This is a genomic window from Flavobacterium gelatinilyticum, from assembly GCF_027111295.1.
Lineage (GTDB): Bacteria > Bacteroidota > Bacteroidia > Flavobacteriales > Flavobacteriaceae > Flavobacterium > Flavobacterium gelatinilyticum.
This window is the reverse complement of sequence record NZ_CP114287.1, coordinates 5,407,030-5,423,755: the sequence shown is the minus strand read 5'-3', so window position 1 is coordinate 5,423,755 and position 16,726 is coordinate 5,407,030. Positions and strand designations below refer to the sequence as shown.

11 protein-coding genes are annotated in these 16,726 nt (G+C 36.4%); 1 reads left to right on the top strand and 10 read right to left on the bottom strand.

Going from position 1 to position 16,726, the window contains the following annotated elements; translation table 11 throughout:
* Positions 1-7: 7 nt before the first annotated feature.
* The 4 genes from OZP11_RS23440 to OZP11_RS23425 all read right to left on the bottom strand — a co-directional run bounded on the left by OZP11_RS23440 (position 8) and on the right by OZP11_RS23425 (position 7,331).
* Positions 8-940, bottom strand: a complete 933-nt coding sequence (locus OZP11_RS23440; protein WP_281232906.1) for an alpha/beta hydrolase — start codon at positions 938-940, stop codon at positions 8-10.
* Between the two features lie 102 nt (positions 941-1,042).
* Positions 1,043-2,716 carry a RagB/SusD family nutrient uptake outer membrane protein gene (locus OZP11_RS23435; protein ID WP_281232905.1) on the bottom strand — a complete coding sequence of 558 codons (1,674 nt, stop codon included), beginning with the start codon at positions 2,714-2,716 and terminating at the stop codon, positions 1,043-1,045.
* A 12-nt stretch (positions 2,717-2,728) separates the two neighbouring features.
* Positions 2,729-5,860 carry a SusC/RagA family TonB-linked outer membrane protein gene (locus tag OZP11_RS23430; RefSeq protein ID WP_281232904.1) on the bottom strand — a complete coding sequence of 1,044 codons (3,132 nt, stop codon included), beginning with the start codon at positions 5,858-5,860 and terminating at the stop codon, positions 2,729-2,731.
* Positions 5,861-5,903: 43 nt separating this feature from the next.
* Complete coding sequence (locus OZP11_RS23425) at positions 5,904-7,331, bottom strand: glycoside hydrolase family 28 protein (protein WP_281232903.1); 1,428 nt, start codon at positions 7,329-7,331, stop codon at positions 5,904-5,906.
* A gap of 289 nt (positions 7,332-7,620) precedes the next feature.
* On the opposite strand from OZP11_RS23425, the gene OZP11_RS23420 reads away from it, so the two are divergent.
* Positions 7,621-8,649: a LacI family DNA-binding transcriptional regulator gene (locus tag OZP11_RS23420; RefSeq protein ID WP_281232902.1), complete on the top strand. Its 1,029-nt coding sequence runs from the start codon at positions 7,621-7,623 to the stop codon at positions 8,647-8,649.
* Positions 8,650-9,275: 626 nt separating this feature from the next.
* Here the strand turns inward: OZP11_RS23420 and OZP11_RS23415 are convergent.
* From OZP11_RS23415 to OZP11_RS23390, 6 genes are all read right to left on the bottom strand, one after another.
* On the bottom strand, positions 9,276-10,898 hold the full coding sequence (locus OZP11_RS23415; RefSeq protein WP_281232901.1) for a UxaA family hydrolase: 1,623 nt from the start codon (positions 10,896-10,898) through the stop codon (positions 9,276-9,278).
* 37 nt (positions 10,899-10,935) lie between these two features.
* The gene (locus tag OZP11_RS23410) at positions 10,936-12,384 is read right to left on the bottom strand and encodes a tagaturonate reductase (protein WP_281232900.1); all 1,449 of its coding nucleotides are present in this window, start codon (positions 12,382-12,384) and stop codon (positions 10,936-10,938) included.
* 213 nt (positions 12,385-12,597) lie between these two features.
* Positions 12,598-13,266 carry a bifunctional 4-hydroxy-2-oxoglutarate aldolase/2-dehydro-3-deoxy-phosphogluconate aldolase gene (locus tag OZP11_RS23405; RefSeq protein ID WP_281232899.1) on the bottom strand — a complete coding sequence of 223 codons (669 nt, stop codon included), beginning with the start codon at positions 13,264-13,266 and terminating at the stop codon, positions 12,598-12,600.
* A 12-nt stretch (positions 13,267-13,278) separates the two neighbouring features.
* Complete coding sequence (locus OZP11_RS23400; protein WP_281232898.1) at positions 13,279-14,301, bottom strand: sugar kinase; 1,023 nt, start codon at positions 14,299-14,301, stop codon at positions 13,279-13,281.
* 199 nt (positions 14,302-14,500) lie between these two features.
* Positions 14,501-15,901, bottom strand: a complete 1,401-nt coding sequence (uxaC, locus tag OZP11_RS23395; protein WP_281232897.1) for a glucuronate isomerase — start codon at positions 15,899-15,901, stop codon at positions 14,501-14,503.
* A gap of 18 nt (positions 15,902-15,919) precedes the next feature.
* On the bottom strand, positions 15,920-16,714 hold the full coding sequence (locus tag OZP11_RS23390; RefSeq protein ID WP_281232896.1) for a gluconate 5-dehydrogenase: 795 nt from the start codon (positions 16,712-16,714) through the stop codon (positions 15,920-15,922).
* Positions 16,715-16,726 lie beyond the last annotated feature (12 nt).

Genomic DNA, 16,726 nt, shown 5'->3' with positions numbered 1-16,726 from the left:
TATTGTATTATTTGAATGTCTTGTCTAAAAAATGGGTTGTAAAAGCAACGGTTTGACCAAACCACGGCTCAAAGAACCAAAAAGAATGAGGCGAGTTTTCTAAGGTATGAACTTCATTGTAAATATTGTACTGATTTAAAATTTTTATCATATCGTCTCTTCCGGCATGAAACCGGTCTATACTACTGTTTATAAACAGTATCGGAGGTGTATTTTTACCGGTATTGTGCAAAGCCGAAGCATTCTTCCAGTTCTCTGTTTTTTCTTCGTAAGAACCTCCCAGCCAAAACGATGCCATTTCTCCTTCTGAAGATTCCGGATGTCTGAAAGCCAAAACGCCGTCGACATTGATAATGGCGTGTACTTTTGAAGATGATTTACTTTTATAAGAAGGATCCTCAAAAGCAGGATTTTCATTTGTTGTACCAATCAAAGCTGCCATCTGCCCGCCCGAAGAACAGCCTAAAACCGCAATTTTGTCCGGATCTACTTTGAATTTTCCCGCATTATCTTTTATGTACTTAATGGCATTTTTAACATCAATAACTCCGTAAGGATATTTTGCTTCCAGCGATAATCTGTACTCAATTGTAAAACAGGAATAGCCGCTTGCCACTATCGCTTCTGCCATAGCATTCATCTGGTTTTTATTTCCAGAACGCCATCCGCCGCCGTGAATCATTACTACAGCCGGATTTTTCTTTTGCTTATTATTTACAAATGCATCCAAATGCAGTGTTCTTTCTTTTTCTGAGAAATAAGGAACGTCTTGCACCGCAGTAACATTCTTGTTTTTGTCTAAAACCGGAATGGTTATAAACGGGTATTTTTTAATCAGTTTAGTATAGGTGCTTTTTACAGTGTATGAAGTATCTACACGGAATTGCTGTGCACGTAAAGCACAGGAAACCAACACTAAAATGAATACAATTTTACGCATTACAATCAATTTATTTTTTAGTTAAGAAAGGAGTCCGGCGTTTTGCCAAACTCCTCCTCAACTACTTCAAAAAAACAATAGTCTCAAAACTTAATCAAATTACTAATAACCGGGATTTTGAGGAAAATCTTTATTTTGGTTTAAATCCAATACTGTCTGAGGGATAGGTCTTAAAATTTTAAGTTTACCATCTACACCAACAAAATTTGATTCTTTAATTCTATAATTATGTGCCGAAGCTCTTTCAACTAATGTTCCGGTACGTTTTAGGTCAAACCATCTTTTATATTCACCTAATAATTCTCGTCCTCTTTCGTCCAGAATATAATCGATGTTGAACTCTCCGGCTGTTGCATTTGCCACTCCGGCTCTTCTTCTTACTTCATTTAAACGAGTTAAACCTGTAGATGCCTGTCCTGCTTTTAAATATGCTTCGGCAGCAATTAAATAGGTTTCTCCTAATCGCGCCACAATAATATCTCTTGTACTTACAGGTCCTGTACTTGATGGCGTTGTTGGGTCCGGATCGTCAAACTTCTTAACCGGAATGGTATAACAATCTAAGTTTTTGATCAAAGTATGCGCAGCAGAATATTCGCCCCAAGGGTGGTAAACAAATGTTGCCGCTTTTCTCGAAGCATTCGTCGTTTCCCACGCAATTCTGTCTGCCGGCGTAAACCATTTTGGTTCATAAAAATGTCTCACTTTTAAAGAAGCCGGATTTGTACTTCTGTAATACGGATAATACAAAATTGTTTTTGTAACTCCATTTGTCGTTTCCGGTCCTTCCAGAATTTCGGTCATAAAAGTAGCGTCCCATCTTTTATCTCCCTGCTCATATAAACCTAAAGCGTAATCTGTCGGGCATAAATTGTAGCTTCTTAATGGTGCTCCCGTTTCGGCTCCTCCTAAATACGAACTGAAATAGTAAAACTGATTATTCCCCAATTTTGTCGGGTCAGTACTGGTTGAATTTTTATCGTATTGCACAGAAAATATAGTTTCGGCATTTAGATCATTTCCTGGTTTAAACAACTGATCGAAAGCTATATTTAATCCCTGACCTGCAATTGCGGCATCTGCGTAAGCGGCTGCTTTTGCAAAATCATCGGCTTTGCCAAAAGTTTCATATCCTCTTGTCAGATATACTTTTGCCAGTAAATCATTTACGGCTCTTTTGTTTACCTTTCCGGTTGTGCTGTAAGTCGAAGTTCCAACATTTGCTAAAGCAAAATCCAAATCTCCTATGATCTGCGTGTACACTTCCTCAGCAGTATTTCTTGTAAAAAATAAAACCGGAGTGGTTACATGTTCATTTACAACCGGAACGCCTCCATACGTCTGCACCAGTAAAAAGTAAGCCTGAGCTCTTAAAAATCTGGCTTCGCCTACAAGAGTATTTAAATTAGCCGTCTGTTCTGTTACTGTTGCATAATATACGGCTTTGTTTACCGACTGAATTAACTGATAACATGGCGTATACAAATCAGCAACGTTGTCTGATGACGGAATTAAAAGCGTGTACTGGCTTAAACCTGCCGGTTCCGGAGATCTTCCTTCTGCGTACATATCTGTTCCGGCTTCAAACAACCACGGATTGCCACCGTAAATGCTTTTAAGCCATGCGTAATTAGAATTTATAAGCAGCTGATACCCGCTTGCGGTTTTATAAGTCGCATCTGCGGGTACATAAGAACGGCTGTCTTCTTCGATAAAATCACTGCATGAAGTTGCAGAGACAGCCAGTATTCCTAACATTATAATGAATTTTTTCATTTGATATCTTTATTAAAATTTAACACTTAATCCTAATTGTGTAGTTACAGATGCCGGACGGTTTACTCCAAAAGGAGAAGCAGCCCATTCCGGATCATATCCGTCAAAATCTGTAAATACAAATGGATCCAATACATTTACATACAGCCTTAAATTATTGATTTTTAATCTTTTCAATAATTCAGAATCAAATGTGTAACCTAAAGATATATTTTTAATTTTTACGTACGAAACGTCTCTGTAATAGCCAAATAAAGAAGTCCAGTATGCTCCTGCACCTGTTGCTACAGGTCCCGGTCTTGGGTTTGTGTAATTTGCATTAGCATCGATTCCGGCTCCGTTTGTCGGGATAAAATAATCCATTGCTAATTTCTGGCGCCCTCTGTCGCTTACATCGGCAAAGTTTTGGTGAAAAGTACTCAATACGGTTTGTCCCTGACTTGTAATTACAGAGAAATTAAAATCAAACTGGCCTACAGTTAGTTTTGAATAGAAACTTCCCTGCCATTCCGGATTTGGATTTCCTATTACGGTTCTGTCATCCTGATTAAAAACACCATCACCATTTAAGTCTTTTGGCTTAGCCTGACCCGGTTTCATATTGTATGTTGCTGCTTCGGCCGCCTGACTTTCCTGCCATACGCCGTCATACACATAGTTGTAATTTGGGTTTAATGGTGCACCAAGAATTAGTTTGTTTCCAATATCACTTACTTTATCCTGATTGTAAATTGACTCTAATTTGTTTACGTTTTTCGTAAAAGTAAAGGTGGTTTCCCAATTTACTTTTTCGCTTTTAATATTTTTGGTAGTTAATAAAACCTCTACCCCTTTATTACTAACAGATCCTACGTTTGCAAATGTATTTTTCCATCCGGATTCGGCAGGCAGTTGCTGTTTGTAAATTAAGTCGTCTGATAATCTGTCGTAAACATCTACAGTTCCTGTAATTCTGTTTCGTAAAAATCCAAAATCAACACCTAAATTATATTCTCTGGTTTTTTCCCAAGTTAAATATGGATTAGCCAGATTCTCAGTCTGCCATCCTATCACCGGAATCGATCCGTTTGCGTAAAATGTCTGCTGATTTAAGAGTGCCTGAGAATTATAAGGCGCGACGTTGTTGTTTCCTGTATACCCAATACTGGCACGTAGTTTTAAATCTGATACAACAGAACTGTTTGCAAGAAAAGATTCCTTACTCAGTTTCCATCCTAAAGCTAAGGAAGGGAAACTCTGCCATTGATCTCCTTCTGCTAGTACAGAAGAACCGTCCCATCTTGAAGAAGCTGTAACAAGGTATTTATCTTTAAATGCATAATTCAAACGAACGGCATAAGAGCTTAAAGTGTATTTTGAAAAGAAGGAACGAATTACATAACTCGACTGTGCTCCTGATCCCATATTATCTGTTCCAACATCAAAAGGCTGATTATTAGAATACATATAGGAAGTTTCATCTGTATTGGAATACAAACTCTGCAATAACAACAAACTAAAATCATGTCCTCCCTCCAAACTGTGTTTCAAATCAGCCTGGTTATCCCATGTGTAATTGAAATTGTTGTTACTTTTAAGAGTTGCCGAATTTTTTCCGTTTAATGTTACACCTGCATTTGTCTGTGCTGTATAAGATGCCGAATCGGTGCCGTTTGTAATTCCGGTAGAGAACGTTGTCTTTAACGAAAGCCATTTTAAAGGCTGATACTGTAAATAGGCGTTACCAACGGTCTGCCATGTTTTTTGAATTTGTGATGAATTAGCAATTTCCATTAAAGGATTGACCGTACTGGTTTTATTGATTGCCCATGAACCATCAGGATATGTTAGTTTTCCCGGAAGGAAAAATAAATTTCCAACCTGCTCATTTCCCTCTGCATCTACAGCATACGGAGACATAAGAGGGCTTAACCTGAAGGCATCCTGCATGGCTAAATCACTTCCCAACTGGTTGACTAATCTGGCAATGGTAATATTTACTCCGGTAGAAAATTTATCATTGATTTTATGATTCAATCCCAGTTTAAATGAATATTTATCTGTCGAATCATTGTCAATAAGACCTTTATCGCCCTGAATACCAAAAGCCAAGTTATAGCTTAAGCCTGACTCTGCACGACCGGAAATATTCAGATAATTATTTTCAGTCATTCCTGTTTTAAGTACCGCATCATACCAGTCGAAGTTATAGCCGTTATTGGCACGCTCCACTAATAATGGGCTTTGATTTCCTGCCAGAGCCGCTAACTGAGCCGGAGTCTGAGTTTGAGGAGTCGCACTCATATACGCTACCTGATGGAACTTCCACCATTCTGCTCCTGACATCATTTTTGGTAATCTCGCTGCTGTCTTGGTTCCGTACGAAGTATCGAAACTTACATTAATTCCGGGTTTTACACTTGTACCGCTTTTAGTGGTAACAATTACAACCCCGTTTGATCCTCTCGAACCATAAATCGCTGCAGACGAAGCATCTTTTAAAACATCCATTCTCGCAATATCCTGCGGATTCAGGAAATCTATTCCGTCCATAGGCACACCGTCTACAATATACAATGGTGTAGACCCCACTGCACTTGGATTGCTCGAATCGGCTATTAAGGAATTATTCCCTCTGATCACTACTTTAAATCCGTCTCCGGCACGACCTGTGGCTGATGAAATCTGAACCCCCGGTGTGCTTCCCTGAATGGCTTCAAGCGGACTTATTGTATTTCTTTCTGTAATGGTAGCCGCGCTTATCGTACTTACAGAACCTGTTAAATCTGTTTTTTTAACAGACCCGTATCCTACAACTACAACTTCATTTAATGAGTTTGATTGTTCGGCAAGGCTTACGTTGATTTTAGATTTTCCTTCAATGCTGACTTCTTGAGTCTGAAATCCTAAATAGCTGATTATTAAAACTGCTTTGCTATTGGTTACATTCATTTTAAAACTTCCTTCAAAATCTGTCGAAGTTCCGTTTTTAGTTCCTTTTTCCTGGACATTAACACCTGGCAGTGATAATCCCGACGCGTCTGTAATTTTTCCTTCTACCATAGTCGACTGAGCTTTTATGGTGTGGCTGAGAAGGAAATTGAGAAACAGGAAAAATACAAGACTGTATTTTTTGTTTCCTTTTAATGGTTGTTTAATTCTCATGTGGCTTTGTGTGGTTTGTTAAATTGATAGTTACTGTTTTTAATTATTCTACTTTTTTTCCATTTACATAGGTGTTTATAAAATTGATATTCTTTACGTTTTTCAATAAGTAAACCGAGTCTACTTTTGTGATTTTTACATTTTTAAGCGTTATATTTTCTACAGGAGATTCTTTATAGCCTTCTGCCCAAACACTGTATTTTCCGCCGTTTTTGACGTTAATATTTTCGAGATTGATGTTTCGAATTGTGGGAATGAAGTTTCCGGTCTGCGAACCATATACATTGTAAAACATATTTAATTTCAGCACACATTCTTTTACCGTTCCCACTTCAAGATTTCGTACATAGACATTTTCAATCACACCGCCTCTTTTTGAATTGGTTTTGATTCTGATGGCGCGATCCAGATTTGGACTGTCCATGACACAATTTTCAACAAAAACATTGTTTACTCCGGCCGATATTTCGCTCCCAATAACAACACCGCCGTGACCGTCGATCATTTTACAGTTCTGAACAATAATGTTTTTACTCGGAATTGCTACTCGTCTTCCGTCTCCGTCACGTCCGGATTTAATAGCAATACAATCATCACCAGTATTGAAGGTGCAGTTTTTAATGATAATGTTTTGAGAATATTCTGGATCACAGCCATCATTATTAGGTCCGTGGCTGTTTACTGTAACTCCGTCAATAATCATATTATTGGTTTTGATGGGATGCAGAATCCAAAACGGAGCATTTATCACCGTAATATCTTTTACCAAAACAGTATTGCATTCAAAAAACTCAATAAAATTGGGACGTAAATATCTTCCGTCTCCAAAAATTCTTTCGCTCACCGGAACACCTTTTTCGGCCATATCAACTAAAACTTCACGATTCTGCGGATCATTCTGAGAAGGAGTTCCTTTTGTCCAGCCGTACATTTTAGCACCACACCAAATCCACCAGTTAGTACTGTCGGCCTGACCGTTTAAAGTACCTTTTCCGGTTATGGCAACATTTTTTTTGTTTTTGGCGTAAATAAGTGGTGAATAATTCATCAGTTCTGTTCCTTCCCATGAAGTATGAACAATTGGATAATCTTTTGGATTTAAACTGAAAAGAATTTCGGCATTATCTTCTAAATGAAGATTCACATTGTTTTCTAAATGAATAGCTCCTGTCAGGTATTTTCCATTTGGAACAACAACTTTCCCGCCACCGTTTTCAGAACAGGTTTTTATTGCTTTTTCAAAAGCTGCAGTGTTTAAAGTTTTGGCATCTGCAACCGCTCCAAAATCATTTATATTATAAGTATTATCCTTGAAATTAGTCTGTGGAAGTGTTTTTATGATCATTTCCATATTTTTCCAGGGATCTGATTGAGCATCAGCCTTAATTTTCTTTGAGCATGATATAGTCAAAATAACTAATACACTTAAGAAAACAACTAATCTGAACCTTATAACCTTACCTGGAATCATTTGAATGGAATTTCTAGTTTGACAAGGCGAAAACACAGCAATTATGTAATCGATTACACGAAAATAGAAAATATGTTGTAATGCACCAAATTTATTTAGAAAAAAATTGTATTTTTAATTTTTATTAAGAAATATAATTACATTTAATGCAAAAAATATTATAATTTATTATCATTGTAAAATAGAAAACGTTATAGTTTTTAATAATGGTAATCGATAACATTAAATATTAGATTATATAAAAAAAATGTATTTTTGTCAAAGAATTTAACTTGTAAAACCGTTTTTAATGAGCGAAAAAGTAACCATTTATGATATTGCCGAAAAACTAAATATCACTGCAGCTACTGTTTCCAGAGCGTTGAATAACAATCCGAAGATTAAAGAAAGTACTCGCGAATTGGTTATTAAAACCGCAGCCTCAATGAACTACAAGCAAAACAAACTTGCTTTAGCATTAAAAAGCGGCCGAAGTAATAATATTGGAGTAATTGTACCTCGTATTGACAGCAATTTTTTTGCTTCTGTAATCAGAGGAATTGAAGAAGAGCTTCACCCGCACGGTTTTCAAGTAATTATCTGTCAGACTCACGAAAGTAAAAAAAGAGAAAACGAAAATCTATACACTTTAATTGATGCCCAGGTCGATGGAATTATCATGTCTGTAACCGATGTAACTGACGAAAACAACGAAGCTTTTCAGAATGTTTTAAGAAAGAATGTACCACTGATCTTTTTTGACCGAAGTAAACATATTGACGGCGTAAGTTCTGTAACTATCAATGACTTTAGAGGAGGATATTTAACCACCAAGCATTTGATTAATGAAGGCTGCCGCCATATTGCACATTTCTCCGGAGATTTATCTTTTGAAATCTTTAAAAACAGGTTTCTGGGCTATAAACAGGCTCTTTTAGACCACGGAATTGAATTTAAAGAAGAATATGTAATTCACACAAAAAGTAGTGTAGAAGCCGGAAAAGAAGCTGTTGATAAATTACTACAGCTTGAAACACCGCCAGACGCGATATTTTCATCCAGTGATTTTGCTGCATTGGGAGCCATTCAGCAGTTAAAAGAAAGAAACATCAGTATCCCGGAAGAGTTTTGCGTGGCGGGATTTAGTAACGAACCTTTTACGAAGTTCATGGAATTATCCATTACTTCTGTAGATCAGTCACCGCTAGAAATGGGAAAAATGTCGGCACGCGTTTTTCTTGAACAGGTAGATAAAACCGATACGATTAAAATCGAAAAAAAGGTCGTTCTCGCACCGGAATTACACATTCGTAAATCATCGTCGAGAAACACTTTTTAACGTAAAGATTTAAACCATATAAGCAATATAAGATAATTTAAGTTTTTCTTTACTAATCCTCATAATAATTCATTATGAGGATTTTTTTATCCCTAAAAACAAAACATTAGATGAATCATATTTCGTTCTATTGTTAAAAAAAGACGCACTGCAGTACGTCTCTACTCATATCACTTTTCATAACTTATGATTTTTATTACACAAAATCAAACTCTTTAATAAACTTATATCACTTATACGGTTACATAAAAAAAAGACGCATCGTTGTGCGTCTCTAATCATATCTCTTTTCACCATTCATGATTTTTATTACACAAAATCAAACTCTTTAATAAACTTATATCACTTATATGGTTTAAAAAAAGACGCACTGCGGTGCGTCTCTACTCACATCTCTTTTCACCACTTATGATTTTTATTACACGAAATCAAACTCTTTAATGAACTTATATCACTTATATGGTTAAAAAAAGACGCACTGCGGTGCGTCTCTACTCATATCTCTTTTCACCAATTATGATTTTTATTACACAAAATCAAACTCTTTAATAAACTTATATCACTTATACGGTTAAAAAAAAAGACGCACCGTTGTGCGTCTTTCATATATGTGTTTTTTCAACTTATTAAAGAGAAACTCCTCTTTTCCAAGGAATAAAGTCATTTTGATTTAAAAGTGCCGCTTTGGTTTTAATAGTACCGCTTGCTACATCAATAATGAATTCTAACATTTCATCTGCCATTTCATCGATAGATTTTTCTCCGGTAATAATTCCTCCCGTGTCAATATCGATAATATCAGACATTTTGTTTGCTAACTGCGTGTTTGATGAAATTTTTACAACCGGTGCAATCGGGTTACCTGTTGGTGTTCCTAAACCTGTTGTAAATAATACCATATTTGCTCCTGAACCTACCATTGCTGTTGTACATTCTACGTCGTTTCCTGGCGTACAAAGTAAAGTTAATCCCGGTTTGCTGATATATTCTCCGTAATCAAAAACTCCTGTAATTGGCGAAGTTCCACCTTTTTTAGCTGCTCCCGCAGATTTCATAGCATCTGTAATCAATCCGTCTTTGATGTTACCCGGAGACGGATTCATATCGAATCCTGAACCTGCATCAACAACTGTTTTCTCATACCATTGCATTAAATCCAAGAAACGTTTTCCGCTTTCGTCTTCAACGCAGCGGTTTACTAATTCCTGCTCAACACCGCATAATTCAGGGAACTCAGAAAGGATTGTAGTACCGCCTAAAGCAGCTAATAAATCTGAAGTAACACCTAAAGTAGGGTTTGCAGAAATACCAGAGAATCCGTCAGATCCTCCGCACTCTAAACCAATTCTTAACTTAGATAACGGAGCCGGCTCTCTCTTGATTTCGTTTGCTTTTTTAATCGCCTCAAAAGTGTCTTTTACAACACTATTCAACATCGTTTCAATAGTTCCGATAGACTGCTGATCGTAAATCAAAACAGGCTTTTTGCTGTTTGGATTAATAGCATCTAAAGCATCTTTAAAAATTGAAATTTGAAGATTCTGACATCCTAAACTCAAAACAGTCGCTCCGGCAACGTTTGGATTGTTAACATAACCAGCCAGTAATTTAGCCAGACTATGAGAATCCTGACGAATACCACCGCAGCCACCCTGGTGTGTGATGAATTTTACCTGAATATTATTGAATAAATTCGCATCATTTGAAGCCGCTTCATTTCCTGCTCCACCTGTTTCTGATTTAACCAAAGAACGAAGCAATAACTGGTAATCGTTTTCTTTAGGTTTCATCAATTCTTTCTCAAAAATATCTTTTAAGATTTCGATGTTTCTGTTTTCACAAAATACAAGCGGGAAGAAAAGCCATACGTTTTCGGTACCAACCTGTCCGTCTTCTCTGTGATAGCCCTGCCAGGTTCTGTCTTTCCATTTGTCAATGTTCGGAGCATTCCAGCCAATTGATTCAGTTTTACCTGTAACTTTATCACTTTCGTGTTTTACATTTGTTGTAGAAAGCAGCCCTCCTCTTTCGATTCTGGCACTTGCTTTTCCAACTAAAACACCGTACATAATGATTCTGTCTCCTACATTAAAAGGAACCATTGCAATCTTATGTTTCATATTTACATCAGACTCAACTGTAACCGATTCTCCCTCAAAATCAATTACCTCGCCTGCTGTAAGGTTTACCAAAGCCACCGCTACGTTATCTGTTGGGTGTACTTTTATTAATTTTTTCTGCGTTGCCATAACTAACCCTTGTCCTTTTGTTTTTTTTATTTTTTTTCTATTTTATTCTCTCCTGAAACTTAGCAAAACCAGCTTCGATTCCATTTGAGTCAATTTCTTCCAAAGCAATTGTAATTGCTTTTGTTAAAGAAGGAATTTCACTTAAATCTTCATCCCAGAAACTTTTATTCTGCAAAGTAAGTCTTGCGATTTTTTCATAGTCATCTGATTTCCAAAGACCATCAAAAAACGTTACAATATCTTCACTGTCATTTACCGGTAAAGCTTGTCCGTTCCATGTTCCTTTATAAAAACGTATTAAAGCTGCAAAAGCAAACGTTAAATGAACCGGAAGTTTTTTATGAATATCTACATATCCTGTTAAACTTGGCAGTACACGAACTTTAAATTTAGAAATCGAATTTAAAGCAATTGATGATAATAAATGCTTAATAAACGGATTTCTAAAACGGTCCAGAATTTCTTCAGAGAAACTTGCCAGTTCCTCTTTATCCATGTTTAATGTTTCATTAATCTCTTCAAAAACAGCTTTATTAATAAATTCTCCCGTAAAAGGATTATCAACTGTTTCTTTTACTGTTTCATTTCCGTAAAGTAATGAAAAAGGAACCATTGCTGTATGCGCTCCGTTCAAAATTCTAACTTTACGAGTACGATATGGCTGCATATCTTCAACAATTTTCACGTCCAAATCTGTTTTATCAAACGGAAGTTTTGCTTTCAATTCATTATCACCTTCAATTACCCATAAAAAGAAAGTTTCGGCACTTACAATCAAATCGTCTTTGTATGACAACTGGCTGTTGTATTCTTCAATCTGATCTTTTGGATAACCCGGAACGATTCTGTCAACCAATGTATTATGAAAAGAACAGCTGTTTAATACCCATGAAACGAATTCCTGCTCTAATTTCCAGTCTACACAATATTTCAAAATAACTTCTTTTAAAGTATCTGAATTATAATTGATTAATTCGCAAGGAATAATAGTCAATGCTTTGTCTTCAGCACCTTTAAAATGCTTAAATCTTTCATGCAAAAGTACAGTTAATTTTGCAGGAAATGAAACCGGAGGCTGCATTGTTGGAAGATCTGATGCAATGTATTCTATACCTGCTTCAGTTGTATTTGAAATAATAAAAGCCAATTCTTCCTCTTTAGCCAAAGCTAAATATTCCTGGAAAGAAGCGTAAGGATCAACTGCTTTTACAATATTGGTAATCAATTCTTTTTCCTGAATTTCTTCTCCTTTTTTTACCCCTTTCATAAATAAGGTATACAATCCGTCCTGTGCATTGATCATGTTAACCAAACCTTTGTCGATAGGCTGAACAACGGCAATTCCGGCGTTAAAATCTGCTTTTTGATTTAATTTCTGAATAGCATATTCAACAAAAGCCCTTAAGAAGTTACCTTCTCCAAATTGTACAATCTTGATAGGAAGTTTATTTGAAAACTCTGAATTTGATCTGTTTATTTTTTCCATTATTTCTTCTTTAAAAGTGTTATTAATAACCACTTCTTTCCTTATTATCTTTTATTAATCCGGATAAATTGTAAATGAAACATTACACCTGTATTAGAACAAATCCTGCTGTGAGGAGTGACAAAATCTGCTCCGCAGGCGTAATGCTCAATTACAATCTCTAAAATCTAAAAAAAACGCATCTAAATAAGGATTGGCATGATTACTCCTTATTTATTTTCTAATATTTTTTATAATGTCAAGTACTTTGCTGACTTTAGCAGTAAGTCCGTCGAAATCTTTATTATCTAAAATGTCTTTTGAAATTAGCTGCGACCCTAAACCTACACAGGTTGCTCCGGCATTCAGCCATGAACTTAAACTTTCCTCTGTTGGGTAAACACCGCCTGTAGGCATAATATTTGTCCACGGGCAAGGTCCTTTTATGGCTTTTATAAATTCCGGACCGTACGTATCTGCAGGGAATAATTTTACAATTTCACAGCCTAATTCTTCTGCTCTTGCGATTTCTGATAAAGTACCGCAGCCAGGAGACCACAATACTTTTCTGCGGTTACAGGCAATTGCAATATCTTCTCTAAAAACAGGCGTTACAATAAAATTTGCGCCTAAACTCATATACAATGAAGCCGATGCCACATCTGTAACAGAACCAACACCTAAAATCATTCCCGGCAGTTCTGCCAGAGCATATTTGTTTAAAGCTCCAAAAACTTCGTGAGCAAAATCACCACGGCTTGTAAACTCCATTAATCTGGAACCTCCGTCGTAACATGCCTTTAAAACTTTTTTACTTAATTCAATATCAGAGTGAAAAAACAACGGAACCATCCCGTTATCCTTCATTGTCTGTGCTACTTCTATTCTTGAATATTTTGCCATATTTTTAATTAATTATCTTGACACCAATGCAGAACCATCACCATCAATCATATTTTCAACTTCTTTTAAAGTAACCAGATTGTAATCGCCCGCAATGGTATGTTTTAAACAACAGGCTGCTACAGCAAAATCCAAGGCTCTCTGGTTATTATTTTGATATTCTAACAATCCGTAAATTAAGCCGCCCATAAAGGCATCACCGCTTCCTACTCTGTCTACAACCGGAGTAACCTCTTTTACAGCTGCCTGATACAGTGCTTTTCCGTCAAATAATACACCGCCAATTCTTTGGTGCGAGGCGCTGACAGAATAACGAAGTGTTGTAGCTGCAATTTTTAAATTCGGAATCAGCTCGTATAGTTTTTCATATAAAGCCGGAAGCGTTTTTTCGTCCTGATAATTCGGATTTACTTTCGGGATTCCCAGCATGAAATAAGCTGTATCAATATCTCCTAAAATTACATTGCTGTATTGCAGCATTTCCGGCATTACTTCGCTTGGCGTTTTGCCATACTGCCAAAGTTTCGATCTGTAGTTTAAGTCGCATGAGATTTTTATTCCCAGTTTATGAGCTGTTTTAATGGCTTCTAAACAAGCTTCTGCTGCACTTTGAGAAATTGCCGGTGTAATCCCGCTCCAGTGAAACCATTCGGCTCCTTCCAGAACTTTTTCCCAATCGATTAATCCTTTTTCGATAGTTGCCATAGCACTATGTGCACGATCATACACCACATTACTGCCGCGTGTTCCGGCTCCGGTTTCCAGAAAGTAAATCCCTAAACGTTCTCCTCCGTAAACAATGTTTTTAGATTCGACATTCATTTTTCGCATTTCTTTCAAAGCCGATAAACCAATCTCGTTTTGAGGTAATCTTGTAACAAACTCAGCATTTACACCATAATTCGCAAGAGAAACACAAACATTGAATTCTCCGCCGCCGTAAGTGGCACCAAATGCTGTCGATTGCGAAAAACGCAGGTGTCTCTCTGTCGAAAGACGAAGCATGATTTCTCCAAATGCAACTACTCTACTCATACTATCTTTTTATATTTTACCATTAAGGTATTTTTATTTTTACCATTAAGAGCTTAAGATAATTAAGCTTAACTGTATGTTTTCCTTACTTTTAAAAATTAAGCTTATTACGCCTAATCACTTAATTATCTTTTAGTTTCTAACTTAAACACAAAGACAAAAAAACTTAACAATCTTAATCTCTTAATGGTTCAAAAAATTAAAATTTGAAATATTCTTTAGCGTTGTTGTATGAAATATCAGAAACTAATTTTCCAATCCACTCCATATCATTAGGAAGCTCTCCTCTTTTGATTTCGTCTCCAAGCAGATTACATAAAATACGTCTGAAATATTCGTGTCTTGGGAAAGATAAGAAACTTCTTGAATCTGTTAACATTCCAACAAAACAGCTGATTAAGCCCATGTTAGACAAGGCGTTTAATTGTTTTGTCATTCCGTCTTTCTGATCTAAGAACCACCATCCTGAACCGAATTGTACTTTTCCGCGAACACTTCCATCGTTGAAGTTTCCAATCATTGTTGCCATAACTTCGTTATCAGCAGGATTTAAGTTGTAAATGATTGTTTTAGTCAATTTATCTTTACTGTCTAAAGCATTTAAGAAAGCAGACAATTTTTGAGCCTGAGGATAATCTCCAATAGAATCCCATCCTGTATCCGGACCTAAAATTCTGTGCATACGAGCATTATTATTACGCAGTGCACCTAAGTGAAATTGCTGCACCCATCCAAACTCATGGTATGTTTCTGATAAGAAAACCAAAATAGCGCTGTGGAATTTTAAAACTTCTTCCGGAGATAATTCGCCGTTTTCTCTTTTCTTTTTGAAAATAGCATTGATTTCGCTTTCTGTAAAGTTTTCAAAATCAATTTGATTTAATCCGTGATCACTTAATTTACATCCGTTTGCATTAAAGAATTCGATTCTTTTTCTTAAAGCAGACTGTAAATCAGCATACGTATTAATTGCAACTCCGGACACATCCCCTAATGTGTCCAGATATGCATTATAACCATCGTTAGCAATTAAGATGGCTTTATCAGGTCTGAATGCTGTACTCATTTTGATTCCAACCGAGTTATTGGCGAATTTTTGATGAAATTCCAACGAATCAATTGGATCTTCTGTAGTACAAACCAATTCAGCGTTTACTTTTTTAAGAAGATTTTGCGTGCTGTACGCCTGAGAATTGATTTTCTCCGATGTTTCTAAATAAATTTTCTCAGCCGACTTTTCATTCAGTAAATCATAAATATCAAAATAACGGGCTAATTCTAAGTGTGTCCAGTGATACAAAGGATTACGCATTGTGTACGGAACTGTTTTTCCCCAGCTTAAGAATTTATCTTTATCTGAGCCATTTCCGGTTATAAACTGCTCGTTGATTCCCAAAGTACGCATTGCACGCCATTTGTAGTGATCACCGTTAATCCAAACCTGAGTAATGTTGTCAAAGATTTTATCTTCGGCGATAAACTGCGGATTTAAGTGATTATGGTAATCAATGATAGGCTGGTTTTTAGAGTAATTGTGATATAACTCCTCAGCATATTTATTTTCTAATAAAAAATTATCGTGTATAAAAGTTGTGCTCATGTCTTTAAAATTTGAAAATTATTCTTCGTTTGAAGGTTTTCCAATAGTAGCAAGGATACCGCCGTCAACATATAAAATATGTCCGTTAACAAAATCACTGGCTTTTGAAGATAAGAATATAGCAGCTCCGGCTAAATCTTCCGGATCACCCCATCTTGCGGCAGGTGTTCTGCTGATAATAAATTCATTAAAAGGATGTCCGTCTACACGAATTGGAGCAGTCTGGCTGGTTGCAAAATACCCCGGACCAATTCCGTTAGTCTGAACATTGTATTTTGCCCATTCTGTTGCCATATTTTTAGTCAGCATTTTCAAACCTCCTTTTGCAGCAGCATAAGCACTTACAGAGTCTCTTCCCAATTCACTCATCATTGAGCAGATATTGATAATTTTACCTTGTCTTCTTTTAATCATTCCTTTGGCAACCGCTTTTGAAACAATAAAAGGACTTATTAAGTCGACTTTTATAACTGCCTCAAAATCTTCTACCTCCATATCAATCATCGGAATACGTTTTATAATTCCGGCATTGTTTACTAAAATATCAATTGGACCAACTTCGGCTTCTATTTTATTTATATTTTCAATTACAGCTGCTTCATCAGTAACATCAAAGATGTATCCGTAGGCATCAATCCCAACCGATTTATATTCTGCAACTGCGTTATCAACAGTTTCTTTAGATGAGCGGTCGTTTATTACAATTTTTGCTCCTGCATGTCCAAGTCCTTTTGCCATCGCCATTCCAAGACCATGAACTCCTCCAGTAACAAGCGCAATTTTTCCAGTTAAATCAAAAAGGTTAATTGACATATTTTTTTTATT

Excerpts from the sequence above, each read along its gene's own strand:
- OZP11_RS23440 (WP_281232906.1), bottom strand. The coding sequence starts at position 940 with ATGCGTAAAATTGTATTCATTTTAGTGTTGGTTTCCTGTGCTTTACGT.
- OZP11_RS23435 (WP_281232905.1), bottom strand. The coding sequence starts at position 2,716 with ATGAAAAAATTCATTATAATGTTAGGAATACTGGCTGTCTCTGCAACT.
- OZP11_RS23430 (WP_281232904.1), bottom strand. The coding sequence starts at position 5,860 with ATGAGAATTAAACAACCATTAAAAGGAAACAAAAAATACAGTCTTGTA.
- OZP11_RS23425 (WP_281232903.1), bottom strand. The coding sequence starts at position 7,331 with ATGATTCCAGGTAAGGTTATAAGGTTCAGATTAGTTGTTTTCTTAAGT.
- OZP11_RS23420 (WP_281232902.1), top strand. The coding sequence starts at position 7,621 with ATGAGCGAAAAAGTAACCATTTATGATATTGCCGAAAAACTAAATATC.
- OZP11_RS23415 (WP_281232901.1), bottom strand. The coding sequence starts at position 10,898 with ATGGCAACGCAGAAAAAATTAATAAAAGTACACCCAACAGATAACGTA.
- OZP11_RS23410 (WP_281232900.1), bottom strand. The coding sequence starts at position 12,384 with ATGGAAAAAATAAACAGATCAAATTCAGAGTTTTCAAATAAACTTCCT.
- OZP11_RS23405 (WP_281232899.1), bottom strand. The coding sequence starts at position 13,266 with ATGGCAAAATATTCAAGAATAGAAGTAGCACAGACAATGAAGGATAAC.
- OZP11_RS23400 (WP_281232898.1), bottom strand. The coding sequence starts at position 14,301 with ATGAGTAGAGTAGTTGCATTTGGAGAAATCATGCTTCGTCTTTCGACA.
- uxaC (WP_281232897.1), bottom strand. The coding sequence starts at position 15,901 with ATGAGCACAACTTTTATACACGATAATTTTTTATTAGAAAATAAATAT.
- OZP11_RS23390 (WP_281232896.1), bottom strand. The coding sequence starts at position 16,714 with ATGTCAATTAACCTTTTTGATTTAACTGGAAAAATTGCGCTTGTTACT.